This is a genomic window from Bradyrhizobium iriomotense (genome assembly GCF_030160715.1).
GTDB classification, from domain to species: Bacteria; Pseudomonadota; Alphaproteobacteria; order Rhizobiales; family Xanthobacteraceae; genus Bradyrhizobium; species Bradyrhizobium iriomotense.
The window spans coordinates 48,061-67,830 of the sequence record NZ_BSOW01000001.1 but is presented as its reverse complement, the minus strand read 5'-3'; the positions used below and the strand labels follow the sequence as shown (position 1 = coordinate 67,830).

The following is a 19,770-nucleotide window of genomic DNA, read 5'->3' as shown; positions in this document are numbered from 1 at the left end:
CGAAGCCTCACGAATTCCGAGCACAAATTCCAAGGGAGCATGGAGATGACGACAGCAGGAAGGAACGCGATCAAGGCGGAGCTCGACACGCTGCGGAAGCTCGCACGCGAGGTGATCCAGTCGTCGAAGGGCAAGAGGCCCCTTCCCGTCAAGGACCAACGCACGCTGCGCCAGCAGCAGAAGCGGGCCGTCGAGGCCATCGTCGCCGAAATCAAGGAGCTGAAGCAGTTGAAGCGCCGCGTTCTCCAGGCGCGCGCGCCCGAGGCGATGACGGAAAAATTCGTGCCTTGATACGGGCCCGCCACGGCGATCGGCAGAATCGGTGGTGGCGAAACGGAAACCGTGCATTTCCTGAAGCGGTCTTGTGACGGTAAAGCCGGCGATTAGATATCGGCGTGCTTTCCCAAGAGACCCGATCAATGACCGCACCGCTCGAATTCGGACTGGATACCTTTGGCGACGTCACCAAGGACGCAAGCGGCGCACCGCTGCCGCATGCGCAGGTGATCCGCAACGTCGTCGAGGAGGCCGTGCTGGCGGACGAGCTCGGCATCGACTTCATCGGGCTCGGCGAGCATCACCGCGCCGATTTCGCGATCTCATCGCCGGAAGTCGCGCTCGCGGCAATTGCGGCCCGCACCAAGCGCATCCATCTCGGCTCCGCCGTGACGGTGCTCTCCTCGGACGACCCCATCCGCGTGTTCCAGCGCTTTGCGACACTGGATTCGCTGTCGAACGGGCGCGCCGAGGTGATCCTCGGACGCGGCTCGTTCACGGAGTCCTTCCCGCTGTTCGGCTTCGACCTGCGCCGTTACGAGGAGCTGTTCGAGGAAAAACTCGACCTATTCGCCGCACTTCTCTCCCAGAAGCCGGTCACCTGGGAAGGCAAGCTGCGACCGCCGCTGAAGAACCAGCTCGTCTATCCGCCGGTCGAGCACGGCCAGCTCAAGACCTGGATCGGCGTCGGCGGCAGCCCGGAATCGGTGGTGCGCGCCGCGCATTACGATCTGCCCTTGATGCTCGCGATCATCGGCGGCGATCCCAAGCGCTTTTCGCCTTACGTCGAACTCTATCACCGCGCCTACAAGGAGTTCGGCCGCGCGGTGAAGCCGATCGGCGTGCACTCGCCCGGCTACGTCGCCGCGACCGACGCACAGGCGCGCGAGGAGCTGTGGAGCGACTACAAGACCATGCGCGATCGCATCGGCAGGGAACGCGGCTGGCCGCCGATGGGCCGCGAAGAGTTCGTGCACGAAGCCGATCACGGCTCGCTCTATGTCGGCTCGCCCGAGACGGTCGCGCGCAAGATCGCCGCGACCGCAAAGGCGCTCGGCATCTCGCGCTTCCAGCTCAAATATTCCGCGGGCCCCCTGCCCCATGAGAAGCTGATGCGCAGCATCGAGCTCTACGGCAGCCGGGTGATCCCGATGGTCCGCGAGATGATGGCTGAGGGCTGACCCTCAGCCTTTGAGTGCGGTGACGACGACCTCGATCAGGGCGCTGCCGCCGAGATCGGCGACGCCGACGGTTGCACGCGCCGGCAGATTGTCGCCGAAGAACTCGGTCCAGACCGCATCCATCTCCTTCTTCTTCGACAGATCGGTCACGAAGATCGAGGCGCTGACGATGCGGGAGGCATCGCTGCCCACCTCCTTCAGATAGCCTGCGATCTTGCCGAGGATGTTGCGGGTCTGCTCGCCCATCGACACGCTGGTGTCGTCGGCGATCGTACCGCCGACGAACACAAAGCCGTTGGCCTCGACGGCGCGGTGCATGATCGGCGTGCGGATGTTACGGGTGATGGTCATGAGTCCCCTTGTTTGTTCTAGGAGGTGAAGGAACGGAAGCGGTCGATGCCGAGATCGCCGATCCGGGTCTGGGTGCCGCCATTGACGATCAGCTCCGCCATGACGGCGCCGGCACCCGGGCCGAGCTGGAAGCCATGCAGCGAGAAGCCGAACTGGTGATAGAGCCCGGCATGGCGCGCGCTCGGACCCAAAACGGGCAGCTCATCTTTGGTCCGCGCCTCGATGCCGGCCCAGGCGCGCATGATGGTGGCATCGCGCATCACCGGAAACAGCTCGAACACGGTGCGCGCGCTGACGGCGAGGCTCTTCCAGTCCAACACCGTCTCGTTACGGTCCTGGTCCGGGGTTGCCAGATGACCGCCGCCGATCAGCACGGTGCCGTTCTTGAACTGCTTGAAGGACAGCTTGCGGCCGCGCAGGATCACGACAGGGTCGATGAAATGCGGCACGCGTGACGTGATCATCAGCATCGGCGCCACGGTCTCGACCGGCACCGGCTCGCCGAGCGATGCGGCGATACGTCCCGCCCACGCGCCGGCGGCGTTGACCAGCACGGGTGCGGCATAGGTGTCGGCGCCGACATCGACGCACCAAAGATCGCCCTCGCGGCGCACATTGCTTGCGGCCACGCCCTCACGGACCGTTGCGCCCAGCAGTTCCGCCTTGCGCCGAAACGCCGTGGTCGTCTGGGCAGGATTGGCCGCGCCATCGCGGCGCGAGACCACGCCGCCGGGACAGGTGTCGGCCACCGCGGGCACCAGCCGCCGCAGCTCTGCGCCGTCGATCAGCTCCTCATGCGTGAAGCCGAGCGCGTTCAGCTCGGCGACGCGCGCGCGGTAGGCCGCAAGCTCGGTCTCGTTCTCCGCGACCAGAACCTGCCCGTGGCTCTCGAAGCTGCAATCATCGTCGAGCAGTTCTTCGATCCGCTCCCAGATCCCCATCGAGCGGATCGAGAGCGGGATCTCGGCGACGTCACGCGCGAGCTGGCGCACGCCGCCGGCATTGACGCCGGAGGCGTGGCGGCCGGCATAGTCCTTCTCGATCAGCACCGGCTTCATGCCGGCGAGCGCCAAATGCAGCGCCGTCGAGCATCCGTGGATACCGCCACCCACGATGATGGCATCCGCAAGCCTGGTCATCCGCGCACCACTGCCTTGACGTCGTCGTCCGTCTTCGGCATCGCCGCGAGCTCGGCGAGCGTGATCGGCTTCACCGGCGCGCGCAGCCGGTAGTAGCCGATCTCCTGCGGGGTCTTGCCACGCGCCTGCGCCATCAGCTCAGTGACGGTGAGACCGCACAGACGCCCCTGGCACGGCCCCATGCCGGTGCGGCGATAGGCCTTGAGCTGGTTCGGCCCCGTCGCGCCGATCGCGACGGCATCGACGATGTCCTTGGCCGTCACCTCCTCGCAGCGGCAGACGATGGTGTCATCAGCGGGAATGCGGAATTGCCGCGCCGGGCGGAACAGCGTGTCGAGGAACGCGCGGCCTCGCTCGGCCTGCGCCAGGGCCGCCTTGAGCGCGGTCATCGGCGTGAGCTTCGCGGCGGCGGCGGGTGCCAGCGCTTCGATTGCGGCACGCGCGGCGATGCGGCCGCGAACCACCGCGGCGTTCGCGCCGCCGATGCCGGCACCGTCGCCGGCGATCGCGATGCCCTCGATCGACGTGCCGCCGTCGCCGTTGATCACCGGCGACCAGCAGAGTTGCAACTCATCCCAGCGGTGCTCGACGCCCGCCGCCATCGCGAGATTGACATTGGGCACGACGCCCTGATGCAACAGAAGAAGGTCCGCAGGGATTGTCTCGCGACGGTTACCTGCGACATAGCTCACGCCGGCAAGCTGCCCCTCGCCTGCCGCGGTAAGCTCAGTCACGCCAGTTGTGACCGGTACCTTCGCCTTCACCTCGCGCATCATCGCAAGGCCTTTCATAAAGTAAGGCGAGGTCACGAAGGCAAAGGCATGAGGCAGCGCAGCAAGATAGTTCTTGCGCTCGGTGGTATCGAGAATGCGATCGATGCGGCCGCCGAGGCGCAGGATCTGCGCCGCGAGCAGCCAGAGCAGCGGCCCCTGCCCCGCGATCACCGTGCGTCCGTCCGGCACCAGCGCCGACGATTTCAGCATGGTCTGCGCGGCGCCCGCGGTCATCACGCCCGGCAGCGTCCAGCCCGGAATCGGAAACGGCCGCTCCAGCGCGCCAGTCGCAAGGATCACGCGCCGCGCCTTGACGAAGGCAGACGCGCCGCCGACCGAAATCCCGATCTCGAGATGACGATCCAGACTCCAGACGGTCGCGCGATGGATGATCTCGGCCTTGCTCGCTCGCACCTCGCCGACGAGCTCGGCACCCGCCCAGTAATCGGCACCGAGCTGGTCGCGCGCAGTCACGGGCGTCGATGCGATCGCGCGCCAGACCTGGCCGCCCGGGCCCGGGTTTTCGTCGAGCAAAAGCGTCGACAGGCCGGCTGCTGACGCGGACGCGGTCGCAGCAAGGCCGGCGGGCCCCGCCCCGATCACGACGACGTCGTAGGCGTCGCGCTGAGGAACAGCGTTCATCGGCCGATCTCCCTTTTGCCCTTCTGGATCTCGATCTGCATGCCCGCGGCGACCGGCACCAGGCAGCCCTGGCGGTTGCCGACGCCGTCGATGGTGACGAGGCAGTCGAAGCACACGCCCATCATGCAATAGGGCAAGCGCGGCGTACCGCTCACCGCGGTCGCGCGCCGCACGTCGCGGCCCGAGGCAAGCAGCGCGGCGGATACGGTGTCGCCCTCGCGCGCCTCGACGGCAACGCCGTCGACGAAGATCTGCAACGATGGACGCTTGTCCTGGTCGGATCGTCTGAACATTGGATGCCTCTTGGCCCCTTCCATGAAGTCGCTAGTAGCCGCTGTTGTTCGCCGCGCCCTCGCCGCCAAAGCGGCGCGCCGAGAACGCGCCGACCAGCTCCGGCTCGAGCGCGCCGCCTGCGACCATGCGCGCGATTTCGAAGGCGTGGTTGGAGGCCAGAGTCACGCCGGAATGGCAGCAGGCGACGAAGGCGCCGGGATGCGTTTCCGACTGGTCATAGATCGGAAAGCCGTCCTGCGGCATGACGCGGATGCCGGCCCAGCTCCTGACCACGTTGAGCCGCGCCAGATGCGGAAACATCCGCTGCGCGCGGTCCGCCATCACGGCGCTGATCGAATGCTTCAGTGCACGATCGTCGAGCTCGTCCTCCTTGCTGTCGCCGATCATCACCGTGCCCTCGTCGGTCTGGCGGATCGTCGTCAGCGGATGCGGCAGGAACGGCATGGTGCGTTCGGTCACCACGATCTGGCCGCGCGTCGGCCCCATCGGCGCGAAGAGACCGACCATCGGTGCGAGCGTCTGGTTGGCATTGCCTGCGGCGAGCACGATCTTGTGCGCGCGGATTTCGCCTTGCGGCGTCGTCAGGCGGAATTCGCCGCTATCTCTCGTGATCGCCGAGACCGGCCGCTCCGGAAAATAATCGACGCCGAATGCCTTGAAGCCGGTATGGAAGGCCCGGAAGGTACGCAGCGAATTGACGTGGCCATCGAACGGACAGAAGCTGCCGCCGGACACCTCCGGGCCAATCAGCGGCAGCATCTTCTTCACCTCGGATGCCCCTAGCATCTCCATCCTGTAGTCGGCCGCGCCGACCTGGTTGTGCATGCGCGTGACGAGCTGGGTGCGCTGCTCGTACTCGTCCTCGCCGAGCGTCAAATGAAAGCCGCCGTTCTGCTGGAGGCAGACGTCGAGGCCGGTCTGGTCCTTCAACTCGGCGGCGAGGCTGGGCCAGGCTTGCGACGCGCGCACTGTCCACACGGTATAGGCGGGCATGCCAAGCCCCTTGCTCTGCACCCACACCAGCGCAAAATTCGCGCGCGAGGCGCGCTTGGCGATGTCGCCCTCGTCGAGCACGGCGACGCGCTTGCCGAGGCGACCGAGCCCCCAGGCAATGGCGGAGCCGAGCAGTCCGCCGCCGACGACGGCGACGTCGTAGTCCCTGTGCATGCGTTCTCCTATCGCCCGGGATCGCCTTTGCCGGCGAGCACGCGATCGAGCCCGTAGAAGCGGTCGAGCAGGATGAGGGCCGTCATGGTGATTGCGATGACGCTGGCCGAGACTGACGTCACGAGCGGGTCGATGTTGTCCTGGATGTAGAGGAACATCCTGACCGGCAGCGTTTCGGTGCCGGGCGCCGCCAGGAAGACGGTCATGGTCAAATCGTCGAAGGACTGGATGAAGGCGAGCGCCCAGCCGCTGATCACGCCGGGCAGGATCAGCGGCAGGGTCACGCGGCGGAACAGCGTGAAGCCGCCGGCGCCGAGCGAGACCGCGGCCATCTCGACCGAGCGGTCCATGCCGGTCGCGGCCGCAAGTGTGAGCCGAAGCGCGAAGGGAAACACGACGATGACATGCGCGATCAGCAGCGCCGCAAAGGTACCGCCGAGCCCGAGCGAGGTGAAAAAGCGCAGGAAGGCGATGCCGAGCACCACATGCGGAATCATCAAAGGCGACAGGAACAGCGCCGCCAGCACGTCACGGCCGCGAAATCGGTAGCGCGCGATCGCGAGCGCCGCGGGCACCGCAAACAGCAGCGCGACGAAAGAAGACACCATGCCGAGCCCGAGGCTGACCCAGAACGCGTGCACGAATTCCGGATAGCTCGCGATCGTCCTGAACCAGCGCAGCGAGAAGCCGTTGACCGGCAGCGACAGAAAGCCCTCGGGCGTGAAGGCGACCAGGCAGACCACCACGATCGGCGCCAGCATGAAGACGACGAAGAGCGCGTGGAAGGTGAGCGCGAGCGGGCCGTTCGTCCTCATCGGAACACCTCGGCATAACGGCGCTCGATCAGCGCGTTGCTGCCGACGACGATCAGCACCAGCGCAAGCAGCAGCAGCACCGCGACCGCCGCACCAAGCGGCCAGTTCAGCGTGTTGAGGAACTCGTCATAGGCGAGCGTCGCCGCGACCTTCAGCCTCCGCCCGCCGATGATCGCGGGCGTCGCGAACGCGCTCGCCGACAGCGAGAACACGATGATCGCGCCCGACAGAACGCCGGGCATGATCTGCGGCAGGATGATGCGACGGATGATGGTGAAGGCACCCGCGCCGAGCGACATCGCGGCGTTCTCGATCTGCGGGTCGACGCGCTGGAGCGCGGCCCAGACCGACAGCACCATGAACGGCATCATCACATGCGCGAGCGCGACCACCATGCCGGTCTCGGTGAACATGAAGGGCAAGGGCGCGCGGATCAGGCCGAGCGACATCAGCAGCTTGTTGACGAGGCCGTTATTGCCGCCGAACAAAAGCGCCCAGCCGAGGGTCCGCGCCACCACAGAGATCAGCAGCGGCCCGAGGATCAGGAGCAGGAAGATGCCCTTCCAGCGTCCGCTCATGCGGTTGAGGATGTAGGCCTCGGGCGCACCGAGCACGGCGGTGATCAGCGTTGCGAGCAGCGCGATGCGGAAGGTCCGCCAGAACATCTCGGCGTAGTAGGGATCGCTCGCGATCTCCTGCCAGTTCTTGAGGATGAAGACCGGCTCGATGCCCTTGTACTGGCCCCAGTCGTGAAACGAGAGCATCACGGTCATGAGAAGCGGGATCACCAGCACGCCGACGAACAGCATCAGCGCGGGCAGCGTCAGCGCCCAGGACGCACGCGTCTCGGCAGTCTGTGTCGATGTATCGGCGGCGGCAGTCATGCAGCGCCTCCGCTCGCGCGCAGGCTCATGTCTTCCACGCGCCAATCAAGACGGACCGCCTCGCCTTCGCCGGGCTGCGGCGAGCCGTCATTCTGCCGGATCACGATCGCCGGCCCGCATTCGGTCTCGCACTGAAACAGCCAGTGATTGCCCTGGAAAATCCGCGTGACAATTTTCGCAGCTAACCCTGAGTCAGCAAAGCTGATCCGCTCGGGGCGGAGACTGATCGTCACCGTATCAGTCACGCCGACCGGTGCCGGCGCGTGCCAGGAGCCGGCGACAAGCCGGGCTGGCTGAGCCGTCCGATCGACGTTTGCTGCGAAATCATTGGTCTTGCCGAGGAATTGCGATACGAAGGCCGAGGCCGGCCGCTCATAGGTCTGTTGCGGCGTGCCGATCTGCTCGATCCTGCCCTGGCTCATCACCACGATGCGGTCGGACAGCGACATCGCCTCGTTCTGGTCGTGGGTGACGAGGATCGTAGTGGTGCCGATGGTGCGCTGGATCTGCCGCAGCTCGATCTGCATCTCCTCGCGCAGCTTGGCATCGAGGTTCGACAGCGGCTCGTCAAGCAACAGCACGCTCGGCTGGATCACCAGCGCACGCGCCAGCGCAACGCGCTGCTGCTGGCCGCCCGACATGCGCCGCGGATAGCGCTCCTCAAAACCCTTGAGGCCGACCATCGCCAGCGCCGCGCCGACGCGCTTCGCGCGCTCGTTACGCTTCACGTTGCGCATTTCGAGGCCAAAGGCGACGTTCTCCGCCGCCGTCATGTGCGGGAACAGCGCGTAGCTCTGGAATACGATGCCGAGGCCACGTTTCGCCGGATGCACCTTGGTCAGATCGCGCCCCTCGAGCCGGATCGCGCCGCGCGACGGTTCGAGGAAGCCCGCGATCATCTGGAGCGTCGTGGTCTTGCCGCAGCCGGAGGGACCGAGGAACGAGATGAACTCGCCCCTTTCCACCGCAAGGCTGAAATCGTCGACGACGGTTTGCGAGCCGAACTGCTTGCCGACGCCATCGAGCTCGAGGAAGGCCATCGCGTTAGCGCTCGACCTCGCGGTTCCACCGCTTGGTCCACTCCTCGCGCTTCTCGTTGATGACCGTCCAGTCGGGGTTATAGAGCTTTGCCGCGCGCTCGCCGATTGGCGCCATCTTGCCGAGCTCCGGCGGCACGACGAGCGATTTCAGCACCGGGCCGTAGCCATAGTCCTTCAGCATCACGAGCTGGATTTTCGGATCGAGCAGCATCTTGATGAAGCTTCCCGCCAACGGCGAGGTGGTGGGCTTGGCGATCGGACAGGCGGTGGTAAGCAACGTCGCCGCGCCTTCCTTGGGATAGACGAAGTCGACGGGGAAGCCGGTGTTGGCAAAGCTCTGCACGCGGCCCGTGCCCCACACCGCGATGACGGCCTGGCCGGACTGGAACAACTCGGTCATCTTGCCCGGCGACGGCTCATAGGCGAGCACGTTCGGATTGATGTCGGTCTTGAAGATCTTGAAGCCCGCATCGACGTTCGACTCGCCGCCGCCGTTCATCTTGGCGAGCATCACCAGCGCTTCCAGGCCGTAAGTGTTGTTGATCGGCGGGATGACGAGCTGCTTGGCGTATTTCGGATCCTTCAGATCGTTCCACGAGGTCGGCGCCGCCCAGCCCTTCTCCGCAAACACCTTGGTGTTGTACATCAAGCCGGTGGCGACGAGACCAATCGCAACGGCACGATCGTCCTTGAAGCGCGCGGCGTCATAGAGATCGGCGGGCAAGCCATCGAGCTTGCCGCAGAAGCCGAGCTGGATCGCCTGGTACATCGGACCGTCGTCGACGATCGCGACGTCGATCTGCTGATTGCCCTTCTGCGCCTGGAGCTTTGCCAGCGTGTCGGTCGAGTTGCCGGCGACGTATTCGACCTTGACGCCGTTCTCCTTCTCGAAATTCGGGATCACCTCGTCGCGGATCGTCTTCTCGAACGAGCCGCCATAGCCGGCGACATAGAGCGTCTTCTGCTGTGCCGAGACGACCGACGGCGCAGCGGCGAGCGCCGCGATGCTGACCGCTGTGAGAAGGCTGAGAGTCTTCATAAGGACCAATCTCCAATACCGGGATGAGGTGACGTGTCGTCGATCAGACGGCCGAAGCGCACCCGCGTTCCCCTCGGCGCAAAATACCGATCCGAACAGGGCTCCGGCCCCTGCTCGCGGATTTTGGTGCGACCGGCGGGCTTTGGGCCCCGATCTGCCGAAAAAGCGGGCTGTCTCCAGCACTGATGAAAAAGATCGCAGAGCGAGACTTCCATCGTCCAATGAATAATGGCACCCTCTGCATGCCGAAATGTTATGAATAGAGAACTGGATGGCGCGGATCAATTCGCGGCAGGTGGAAGCCTTCCGCGCGATGATGCTGACCGGCAGCGTGACCGAGGCCGCGAAGCTGATGGTCGTGACGCAGCCGGCGGTCAGCCGGTTGCTCCGCGATTTCCAGGCGCTGCTGAAGATGGAGCTGTTCGAGCGGCGCGGCACCGGCCTGGTGCCGACCGCGGCCGCAACTGCGCTCTACACCGAAGTCGAGCGGTCCTTCGTCGGCCTCGAACGCATCACCGCCGCCGCCGAGGAGATCCGCGGCCGTCGCACCGGCTCATTGCGGATCGCAGCGCTCCCGGCGCTCGCGAACGGTTACCTGCCGCGGCTCGCCGGACATTTCCTGAAAGAGCGGCCCAACCTCAACCTCGCCTTCTTCGGCGTGATCTCGCCGATCGTGGTCGACTGGGTGCTGAACAATCAGTGCGACATCGGCTTTGCCGAGGTGCCGATCGCCCATTCCGGCCTGCCGAGCCTGCGGCTGCCGGCGCTGGCGCGCGTCGCGGTGCTGCCGGCCGGACATCGTCTCGCGGACAAGGAAGTCTTGGAGCCGCGCGATTTCGAGGGCGAGACGTTCATCTCGCTCTCGGCGGGATCGGCGAGCCGGCACCTCGTCGACCAGGTCTTCCACCGCAGCGACGTCCGCCGCGTGCTGCGCGTCGAGACCACGCTGTCGGAGATCATGTGCGGAATGGTGTCGTCGGGGCTTGGGGTCGCGATCTGCGATCCTTTCACCGCTCAGGAATTTTCGACCCGCGGAGTCATCGTGCGCCGCTTCCTGCCACGCATCGACTTCGAATTCTCCGCGGTCTTTCCCGCCCAGCGCAGCCCCTCGCCGGTAGCGCTCGATCTGGTCGAGGCGCTACGGCGCGCGCTGGAGGAGATAGAGGGGTGATCCGAGAGACGGGACTCAGGATCGATCATGCACGGTCTTTTTACGGCGCGTTCCGGTTCCAGCTATCGTAAAGCACTTTCCAGGCACCGTGTTCGCGCTTCCAGACCACGAGGTACTTTGCGGTGTTCTTGGGATCATTGGGTTTCGCATCCGGCGCGAAATGGACCAGGCCGAAGTCAGAAGCCATATCGCCTCCGCTCGCGATATCGATGCGTGTGGGCCTGAAATCCAGATACATGTCGGGCGCCGCCTTGTAGATTGCTTCCCAACTGGCGCGGATGGCTGGGTGTCCGTGGGCGGGCGGTTGATCCGGCCACACCAGCGAGCCGTCGGTGGCGTAGAACTCCATCACACGATCCATATTCTTTGCGGTTGCCGCTTCGCTCCATTTCTTGTCGAGCTCCCTGATCGCCGCTTCCTCCGCGTCATGTTTCTTAGACATCGTGATACTCCCTGGTAGGCTCAGGCTTTTTGAACGGTTCGGAATTGTCGCGCAGGCGGGGCGCCGCGAAGTTCGGCCAGAAGTTGGGCGGCTTCTCTCAAATCCCTGGTGTCGCGCCCTTCGGTGAACCATTCATAAACGGGCGCCAGCACTGCAAATGCTTCAGCCTGATTGCTTCGGCTCGCCAAAAGGCGCGCGAGCGTGGTCGCGGTGCGCAGCTCCCAGGATTTTGCGCGCTGGTCACGAGCGACCGTCAAGGACTTGCGCAAGGTCGCCTCGGCTTGGTCAGGTTCGCTTCTCAAGATCAATATCCGGCCCCGGAGGCGCAGCACCTCGGCATAGTGCGACCGTTCCTCGCCGGCTTCGATGCGGACGACACTTTCCTCGATGAGGCTCCAGGCGCCATCGAGGTCTCCGGTTAACGCCAGCGCTTCCGAGCGCAGAGCCCTGAGATACCAGATCCAGATCCGGTGCCCCGTCTGCATCAGACGCTCGATACCGTGATCCAGCTGCGTCAAGGCCTCTGCCAAACGCCCGCTGCGCAGCCACGCCACCCCGCGGCTGATCTCGGCCATGATTTCGCCAAGCAACGGGATGCCGTGCTCCTTGCTGATGCGTTCGGCCTCGTCGGTACGTTGCAGCAGCGCATCGGAATCGCAGAGATAGTCGAACAATTGGGCGCCCAGCGTGAGCGCGAAGGCAAGGTCGAACGGATGGCCACGGCGCCGGGCGTTGGCCTCGGTCGCCTGGTTCGCCGCCAGCGCTTGATCGGGATAACCCATCATCCAGAGGAACTGGGCGCGATAAACGCCTTCGCCGGTGAACGGGTCAGTGTTGGTGAGCGCCACCAAGCCCCAATGCCGCTTCGGGTCGTAAAGTCTGTGCACCTCATTGCCGGATCGGCGCGCCGCTTCGAATTCGCCGAGCCAGTAACGGCAGGCGGAAGCTGCGCGATGTCCGACGATTTCCAAGCCGTCGTCGCCGAGTTCTGCCCCGGCCTTCAATAGTCTGTCAGCCCAGCGGAGGGATTCCGTTAGCTGGTCCACGCACATATAGTGCACCGATAACGCGTTCAAAATCGGCAAGTAGGCCTTCGTTTGCCTGAGCGACTGCGCGAGCCTCCATGCTGGTTTGAGAACATCGCTGACCTCGGCCTGCCCCCAACCGCGCTGCGCCACTATCGTTGGCCCGAGCGCGGTTCTTAGCGAGATTTCCATAAGGTCGCGCGCTTCTGATGGCTGAAGCTTCGATACCGCCGACATGCCAGTCCGCAAATGGGTGACTGCTTCGGGCAAGGCAAATCGCCCGATCGCGGCTTCGCCCGCCCGCAGCCATAGCGGCGCGGCGACATGATAGCACTCCGCCGCGGTGTGATGAAAGGCGAGCAATTCCGGGGCGGAGTCGCGCGTCGCCGGCCAGCGTTCCTCCAGGAGATGGGCGACATCACCGTGCAGCTTCCGACGTTGACTTTTCAGGAGAGATTCATAGGCGGCATCCTGAACAAGGGCGTGGGAGAACGTATACACAGCGTGGGGGATCTCCCCATGGCACGTCGCCAGCCCGGACGAGATCAAGTGTCGTAGTCCATCGCTCAGCGCTCCCTCGCTCTTCAGCTCTAACCCGGCGAGCAGTTCATAACTGAACTCGCGGCCGATGACCGAACCCACCTGGGCGATTTTCTTGCTCACCTCTACCCTATCGAGGCGCGCCATCAGCGAGTCGCGTAGGGTCTCGGGGATCGTGATGTTGGCCGACGATCCAGCATAGGCGTACCGGTCGCCCTCGAGGATCAGGTCGCCGGACTCCATGATGGTTTTCGTCAGCTCTTCAACGAACAGGGGAACGCCGTCGGCCTTGGCAACAATCTGAGCAGCAAGGCCAGGCGGCAGCGCCTTCCGCCCGACGACATTCGCGACGAGCGAACTGCTCTGCGCCGGGGTGAACTTGGCCAAACCTATCGCGGTTACGGCAGAGTGATCCGTCCATGACGCTCTAAATTCAGGGCGCGCTGTGACGACGAGCAAAGTCGGAATGTCGGCCAGCACATCGATAAAGCGTCCAAGCAGGTCGAGCGTCGTCGGGTCAGCCCAGTGAGCGTCCTCGAACAGAATAAGGGCAGGTCCCGCGCGCGCCTCGGCCCGGACGATCTCGATCAACACTCGCATCGTCTCTTCCTTGGCGACCTTGGGGGAAACGAGAATCTCCCCGTAGCGCTCCTGGTAGGGAACCGAGAGCAACGCTGCGACAAAGCGCATGTCTTCCCGCGCGAGGCCCAGTCGGTTGACGAGCCGCGCCTCGAGCTGGGCCAACTGGATCTGCGCACCTTTGTTGCGAACCGGAACGAACCCCCGTTCGAACGACGAACGGATAGGATAGAAAGCGCTATTGACGAAGAACGGCGAGCATTGAAACAGCTGAGTTTGGACGGGTTCGTCCTGGAGGCGTTCGCGCAGCGCACTGACCATTCGGCTCTTGCCAATACCGGCTTCCCCGCGCAGCAGGATCGCCCGCCCCGAACGCGCCTCTTTCACCTGCCGCCACATCTCTATCAATGTCGATAGCTCTGCATCACGCCCGACAATGGGCGTGAGTCCGCGCTTCGTTGCTGCTTCAAAGCGGCTCTCGGCCTCACTCAAGCCGAGTACGTGATAGACCTTCGTAGAGTCGCCGACGCCCTTCAGATCCTTCTCTCCTAGATCCTCATATTCGAACTCCCCGGCCGCCAACCGGCGCACGCTTTCGCTCACCACGACGGAGCCCGGTTTGGCGACCGTCTGAAGGCGGGAAGCCAGGTTCATGGTTTCGCCGAACGCGTTCCGTTCGCCGGAGGCGACCACAATGATGCCTGAAGCGATACCGATGCGAACCTGCAGCCGCTCAACGCCTTTGATGTCGAGTCGTGCGATGGCCTCGACGATATCCAACCCGGCGCGAATGGCGCGTTCAGCCTCGGATTCGTGCGCCAGTGGGAAGCCGAAAAAAGCGACGACGCCATCGCCCAGCATCCTGAAGACGTAGCCCTCGTAACGATTTACGCAGGTCGTGCAGGCCTCTTCGTAGGCGCGAAGGATGATCTGCTGCGCTTCAGGATCGAACTTGTAGGCAAGCTTGGTAGACTCCACCATGTCGCAGAACAGTACCGTCAACTGGCGGCGCTCACCTGTCGCCGTCCCGGCCTGCGCGGCCGGTTCGTTGAGCGCCTTTCCCTCACCCAGGACACTGAGGATTCGCTTGCGCGGCCCGAACGGGATACCAAGCTCCTTGAGATCACTGTCGGTCAGAATCCGAAGGGTCGCGAGATCAACCTCGTTTTCCTCGAAGACTTCAATGAAGCGTTCGAGATCGTGTGACTTGAGCCATTCCAAGAGGGAGGCGGCTCTCATGACGGCGCTCCGCCCTGCTGTCGGACCAAGACGCCATGATTGACGAGCCAGCCTGCGATCGCCATGCCGGATTTGAGCGGCATGTGGTTCGACCAGAATTGCGCGATCTGCAGTGGCGTCTTGCCCGGCGGTAGTTTTTGCAGCAGTGGCGCAAGTTCTCGCCCCCCGAGAAACACCAGCGGGCTTCCAAGGCGCGGATGATGTAAGGCCGAGGCGAGGCTGACAAAGTCACCCCGCAGACAGGGCGTGCGGACGAACTCCAGTTCGGGCGACAGCTCGACGGGCGTCATTGCCAAAGCGCTGGCGTCGAATGCCGGAAGCGGTGGGAGTTCCCTCGTCTCGATCGGGGCCGAGCGTTGGCGCCAGAACGGGCGATCGCATTGATCCGCGACAGCGCGATAGTGCTCGGCGGTCCAGCGGCGGTGTCGCTCCGATGCATCGCTCAGCTGCGCGCCATAAAACTCCAGAGCGGCGGCGGTCATTTCGCGCCGGCCCAGCAGGGTGTTGGCGACGATGGCGCCGGAAAGCGCGGTCTGGATCGCCTTTTGAACACCACTCGATGAAATCGGATCGATAGCAAGCGCCGCGTCCCCTAACTGAATTTGTGTTGGCGCCACACAGTCGCTGCTGAGATAGGGCGTCGCGTCGATGGCGCGCGCGGGGGCGACGAGCTCGGCGTCGCGACAGTCCGCCATCAGACCGGAGCGATCGATGAGCCCCAGAAAGCGCTCCGACAGATTGGAGCCCGGAGCCGACCTGAACCGGTCGGGATCGACAAACACCAGCGTATTATAGGTTCCATCGGGCAAGGGAACGCCCCAATACCAAACGTCCTCGCCCGCCTCGATCCACGGCGCGGTCCGCCCGCTTGCGCCGCGCCAATAGCCATACACCGCCAGCGTGGACGCACCGGTCCTGGTTTGACGGCGTGGTGAAACGCCGCGCCGTCCGCTGGCATTGGCCACGAAGTCGGCAGTTAGATGCCTGGAGGTACCGTCGGCGTCGAGGGTCAGCCGCCATTTCGCGCCGTCCCAAACTTGTTCGAGGACATGCGCGGGTTGATGAACCCGCGCCCCCAAGGCCCGCGCGCGCTCCAGCAAGCGCAGATCGAACTCGCCGCGGTCGACCAGGAGGCGTTCCTCTCTGGTATCCTCACGGAATTGCGGTCCGTCGGCCCATTTTACCCAGACACCTTTCACTCTGGGAAAACCCGCCGCCTCCACCGTCTCATGCATATCGGCCGCCCTGAGCAGCGTCATTACGCCGGGACTCAAGGACTCGCCCAGATGCCTGCGCGGGAATGGCTTCCGTTCGATCAGATGAACCTGATGTCCGAGTTGGGCCATTCGCGCAGCGAATGTGCTGCCGGCAGGCCCCGCTCCGATGACGCAGATGTCAGCCATGGTCCGATCCTGTCAGGCCGAGCCTAGCCGTTCCTGGGTCGGACGACAGCCGAAAATAGGCCTCAAGGCAATAATGCAGCCAGGCACGGATGTAGTCGCAAGCCGGCCGCCCGCGCCGGATGACTTCGTGGTGGCAGCCCCCGCCGCAGAGATAGCGCGCCCAGCAGGATTTGCAGGGCTCCTGCCGGTGGACATGTCTCGTTGCAAGCCAGTCAGCCTGGCGAGAAAGGTCAACGCCGTCGTCGAGCGAGCCCATCGCGCCAATCTCATCTCCGACAAAACGGTGGCAGGCGGAAAGTTCGCCTTCGGCGGACACGCCGAGGTAGCCGGCGCCTGCGCCGCAGGGATAGGGGCGATGCGTTCCGCGGTGGATCTCCCGCATCGCATTGACCATGTTGGCGAAGGGATAGCGCCGGCCGCTGCGCGAAGCGCGCTCGAACTCCCGCCCGCAATCGATCATTTCCCCCAGCATGAGTTCGAGATCCCCGGACTGCATTTCGCCTTCGGCGTTGGGCGCGTTCAGCACGGGGGAAAAGCCGACGCTGTGAAAGCCGGCGGCAATAAACGTGTCGAGCGTCCGGCGCAGGGAAAGGTTTCGGGGCGTCACCGTCACCCGCGCCGAAACCTGCATCCTTCGCTGCATCTTCAAAAGCGGCGCGACGCGTTTCATCACGGCGTCATAACTGCCGCCGCCGCCTTTGAAAGGACGCAGGGCATCATGGGCCTCCCGCGGGCCATCGATGCTGATGGTGACCGCAAAACCATGCTCCTCGAAGAAGCGCCCGTCGTCCTCGCTCAGCAACGTACCGTTGGTAGTGATCGAGAAGGTGATCTTCGCCTCGCGGCCCTCGGCAAGCTCCACGGCGTGCCGTGTGGCGGCCTGCAACACTTTGCGATTGACCAGCGGCTCTCCGCCGAGAAACGCGAGATTGAGGCGGGCCCCCGGTTGGGCGGTACCCACCAGCAGGTCCACCGCGCGAAGTGCCTCACCAAGCTCCATGTTCTTGGCGGTCCCGCCGAACTCGCCTTGCTGGGCGTAACAATAGGTGCAGCCGAGATTGCATTTCTGTGCGATCGCCAACGAAAGCGCATGAATCGCCGGCGCGGGAAGCGGCGCATCGTCGATCAACGGCGGCTCGCCGATGCCGATACTGGACAAAACCTCGCTCACCCGGTCGGCCGCGATCGCGGCGCCGAGGCGGGCGAACAGGTCAGGCTCGACGTCGAACAGCCGGCTGCCGTTGGCCACGAACAGATGATGGCCGGCCTCGCTTTCAAGCAGATGGATGTCGGGTGAGCGCGGCGCGCCGGCGGCCATGAAACGCGTCGCGACGGCTGAGGGCATTGCAAACGTGTCCATGCCCATGGGGATCACTTTTTCTTCGGGAGCTCAGAGTCATCGGGCTTGTAGTCCCGTCCCCCCACCTGGAATTTAAGGATGCGCTCCCATTCCTTGAACAGGTCGTCGTACATGATGAGCCGCGAGTCCTGGTAATCGTCCGGAAGGTAGTCGCCGGTGCGTTCCTTCTGCAGCCAATTGTCGCCGCGGCTCGTCCCGTCCGGCCCGATGGTGACATTGACATAGTCGGGCCGGCTGGAGGCCCAGTAGTAGCAGGAGCATTCGCGAAAATCGTTCTGCCAGGGCGAGCACAAGCCCTGGGTCAACTCGCCCGCTTCCGCCAGCGTTTCCGAAACGACCGCCGAGCCGTCTTCAAAGAAATTGCGGATCTTTAATTGCCGCTCAATTGTCTTCACCTGATATTCGGGATTCTCGGTTTCCTCGGAGTCCTCATCGGGGTCACCTTCAGGATATTTGCGCAGAGCAGTGCGAGGGCCCCATTTTTCGTCACTAAAAACACAGGTGACCTTTTCACCCGCCTTGTCAGTCAGAACGCGCGCAAGACTGTTCGACCACTCCATGCAAATCACGCCCTGCGGGTTGTCCTCGTTGGTTTCGACGGCCGAGCCAATCGGGTTCGATGTTTTTGGTCCCTTGATCCTGGTGACTACCTTGTGACCATCTATCATGAGCAGCCGGCGTCCCCGCAATTGCCGAAACTCAGGATCGGCGTCGACGACCAGGTTGTCGTGCTCGACCAGCGTGATTCCAGCAAACAGCCGGCGCCAGACCGCACGAAAATCGAACTCGAGGCCTGGACAGCAGTTGCCGATGGCCGTGATCGGGTGTGAACTGATTGGATTGCCCGCCGCCTTGTACAGCAGCTCTGCGCTCTTATTCACCGGGCGCAGCCGGACAAGCCTATCCGCGTCGATTGTTTGCAAAGGCGGAGGTGGCTCCTGCTTGGCCCCCTGGCGCGAATTGTCCTTCGATGCCGGGGGCGCCTCCGACGATGAGGAAGGAACATCCTTCGACGCGGCCATCTTTGGCGGCCCGATCTTTTCGATCGCCTTGATCTGTCGGCGCGTCAAAGCGAGATAATTACTGTCGGCGCCACACATGAGCGCCGGCATCTTGCGCCGTCCGTCATCGGTCAGATCGGCGACCTCTTCGGGCTGCCGAAGCAGCTTTGCGAACCAGGCGACGCTCCCGCTCGTCACAGCAGCGAAGACGCGTTGATGCAATGCCATGATGGCGTGCGTGTCCGCCGCAGGTGGCGAAAACACGGGCCGCAGTGGGCGTTGATTGCCGAACGCCTCTTCGGCCGGCATGGTATCGAGGTCGATGCCGTCGCGACCTCTGAATGGATTGCCGTTCATGACGGCGACGTTCATGAAGCGGACGGTTTCGAACGCCCGCCGCACGACCTCCAAAGCGCGCTCGCGCGAATCGCCTGCGATCTCGACGCCTTCGCGCGCCTGTTCGAGATCGTCAAGAAGATTGCGAACAAACAACGTGTCGGGCGCGTAATGCGGTGGCGCGACGCCGATGCGCGCCTTTGCGCGTAAAGTCTTGCCGGATATTGTGAGTTTCGCTCGCACGAACCCGTCGCAGGCATCATCGAAATAGCCTCGACTCTGGGCCTTCTTCTGCTTGAGCCATGGCGGCGCAGGCGGAATGATCGCGAACAGATCGGGGGGCACGGTATCGATATCGTGCTCCTTCGCCTCCCCGCCTTCATGCTCCCAAAGCACCCAAGACTTGAACTCGTCCTTGGCCTTGGACTTTGGCTTGGCATCCTCACCCGAGTATTTGTAAACGCGCGCAGCCAGGAACGTTTCGTCCAGCTGGTGATCCGGGGGCTGCTCGGGGCCGTAGATGCGCCCGGCCGCCGGCGTGAAGCGCAAGCGGATGTGAGGATACTTCTTGTTGGGCTTGATGTAGCGCACCTCGCCGAAGTCGATCGAAGCGTCGGCGACAAAGTTTTTGCACGTACCCTCAAGCTTCTGAACCGCATGGTCTGAAAACCACTTGGTTTCTGCCTTGACTTTATCCAGCTCGTTGTTGGTGCGCCGGAACACCTTGCGATTTTCGACCTCGATGCGCCATTCCAGCTTGGCTTTCCTCAACATGTCTTGATCGAGGTGGACAAAACGGCCGTCATCAAGTTCGCCCCACAGTTCGAAGAACGGCGCCACCGGGCGGACCTTGCCGTCCTGCTTGAAAATGATTGTCTCCGGCGTCTTCTCCCCCGTGATCTCGCCGTCCGCCGAAACCTGAAACGTCGGCTCGGGCACGATACGACGATACCCGAGCGGGTCATCGTCCGCCTTCGGCGATTCAAGCGTGTAACTGTCGACCGGTTCCGGGTGCGAGCCAAAACGCGCAAAGGCTAAAGGCGGCAGGATCGCAATTCTGGTGATCGTCATCG

Annotated in this window: 17 protein-coding genes; 3 read left to right on the top strand and 14 right to left on the bottom strand. The window is 64.0% G+C overall.

Going from position 1 to position 19,770, the window contains the following annotated elements; translation table 11 throughout:
• The first annotated feature begins 45 nt into the window (after positions 1-45).
• A complete protein-coding gene (locus tag QQL28_RS00330) occupies positions 46-291 on the top strand; it encodes a hypothetical protein (protein WP_284260048.1) in 246 nt (81 codons plus the stop codon).
• A 128-nt stretch (positions 292-419) separates the two neighbouring features.
• A complete protein-coding gene (locus tag QQL28_RS00325) occupies positions 420-1,457 on the top strand; it encodes an LLM class flavin-dependent oxidoreductase (RefSeq protein ID WP_284260047.1) in 1,038 nt (345 codons plus the stop codon).
• Positions 1,458-1,460: 3 nt separating this feature from the next.
• Here the strand turns inward: QQL28_RS00325 and QQL28_RS00320 are convergent, their stop codons facing one another.
• From QQL28_RS00320 to QQL28_RS00280, 9 genes are read right to left on the bottom strand one after another with little or no spacing between them, the layout of a single operon-like run.
• A complete protein-coding gene (locus QQL28_RS00320) occupies positions 1,461-1,808 on the bottom strand; it encodes a RidA family protein (RefSeq protein WP_284260046.1) in 348 nt (115 codons plus the stop codon).
• Between the two features lie 17 nt (positions 1,809-1,825).
• On the bottom strand, positions 1,826-2,947 hold the full coding sequence (locus QQL28_RS00315; RefSeq protein ID WP_284260045.1) for an NAD(P)/FAD-dependent oxidoreductase: 1,122 nt from the start codon (positions 2,945-2,947) through the stop codon (positions 1,826-1,828).
• The gene (locus QQL28_RS00310; protein WP_284260044.1) at positions 2,944-4,362 is read right to left on the bottom strand and encodes an FAD/NAD(P)-dependent oxidoreductase; all 1,419 of its coding nucleotides are present in this window, start codon (positions 4,360-4,362) and stop codon (positions 2,944-2,946) included. The genes QQL28_RS00315 and QQL28_RS00310 overlap by 4 nt, the downstream gene beginning before the upstream one ends.
• Entirely contained in the window at positions 4,359-4,655 is a 297-nt protein-coding gene (locus QQL28_RS00305) for a (2Fe-2S)-binding protein (protein WP_284260043.1), read from the bottom strand. Before QQL28_RS00305 ends, QQL28_RS00310 begins: the two co-directional genes overlap by 4 nt.
• A gap of 31 nt (positions 4,656-4,686) precedes the next feature.
• Positions 4,687-5,823 (bottom strand): NAD(P)/FAD-dependent oxidoreductase, encoded by a 1,137-nt coding sequence (locus tag QQL28_RS00300; RefSeq protein ID WP_284260042.1) that lies wholly within the window; start codon positions 5,821-5,823, stop codon positions 4,687-4,689.
• 8 nt (positions 5,824-5,831) lie between these two features.
• Positions 5,832-6,638, bottom strand: coding sequence for an ABC transporter permease (locus tag QQL28_RS00295; protein WP_284260041.1), 807 nt, complete (start codon positions 6,636-6,638; stop codon positions 5,832-5,834).
• Positions 6,635-7,522: an ABC transporter permease gene (locus tag QQL28_RS00290; RefSeq protein ID WP_284260040.1), complete on the bottom strand. Its 888-nt coding sequence runs from the start codon at positions 7,520-7,522 to the stop codon at positions 6,635-6,637. Before QQL28_RS00290 ends, QQL28_RS00295 begins: the two co-directional genes overlap by 4 nt.
• Positions 7,519-8,562: an ABC transporter ATP-binding protein gene (locus QQL28_RS00285; RefSeq protein ID WP_284260039.1), complete on the bottom strand. Its 1,044-nt coding sequence runs from the start codon at positions 8,560-8,562 to the stop codon at positions 7,519-7,521. Before QQL28_RS00285 ends, QQL28_RS00290 begins: the two co-directional genes overlap by 4 nt.
• Before the next feature lie 4 nt (positions 8,563-8,566).
• Entirely contained in the window at positions 8,567-9,601 is a 1,035-nt protein-coding gene (locus QQL28_RS00280) for an ABC transporter substrate-binding protein (RefSeq protein WP_284260038.1), read from the bottom strand.
• A gap of 271 nt (positions 9,602-9,872) precedes the next feature.
• On the opposite strand from QQL28_RS00280, the gene QQL28_RS00275 reads away from it, so the two are divergent.
• Positions 9,873-10,772, top strand: coding sequence for a LysR substrate-binding domain-containing protein (locus tag QQL28_RS00275; protein ID WP_284260037.1), 900 nt, complete (start codon positions 9,873-9,875; stop codon positions 10,770-10,772).
• Between the two features lie 40 nt (positions 10,773-10,812).
• Here the strand turns inward: QQL28_RS00275 and QQL28_RS00270 are convergent, their stop codons facing one another.
• From QQL28_RS00270 to QQL28_RS00250, 5 genes are read right to left on the bottom strand one after another with little or no spacing between them, the layout of a single operon-like run.
• Entirely contained in the window at positions 10,813-11,214 is a 402-nt protein-coding gene (locus QQL28_RS00270) for a YybH family protein (RefSeq protein ID WP_284260036.1), read from the bottom strand.
• A 20-nt stretch (positions 11,215-11,234) separates the two neighbouring features.
• Positions 11,235-14,597 carry an AAA family ATPase gene (locus QQL28_RS00265; protein WP_284260035.1) on the bottom strand — a complete coding sequence of 1,121 codons (3,363 nt, stop codon included), beginning with the start codon at positions 14,595-14,597 and terminating at the stop codon, positions 11,235-11,237.
• Positions 14,594-16,000 (bottom strand): flavin-dependent monooxygenase QhpG, encoded by a 1,407-nt coding sequence (gene qhpG, locus QQL28_RS00260; protein ID WP_284260034.1) that lies wholly within the window; start codon positions 15,998-16,000, stop codon positions 14,594-14,596. Before qhpG ends, QQL28_RS00265 begins: the two co-directional genes overlap by 4 nt.
• Positions 15,993-17,366 carry a radical SAM/SPASM domain-containing protein gene (locus tag QQL28_RS00255; protein WP_284260033.1) on the bottom strand — a complete coding sequence of 458 codons (1,374 nt, stop codon included), beginning with the start codon at positions 17,364-17,366 and terminating at the stop codon, positions 15,993-15,995. The genes qhpG and QQL28_RS00255 overlap by 8 nt, the downstream gene beginning before the upstream one ends.
• Positions 17,367-17,371: 5 nt before the next feature.
• Complete coding sequence (locus QQL28_RS00250) at positions 17,372-19,768, bottom strand: hypothetical protein (RefSeq protein ID WP_284260032.1); 2,397 nt, start codon at positions 19,766-19,768, stop codon at positions 17,372-17,374.
• Positions 19,769-19,770 lie beyond the last annotated feature (2 nt).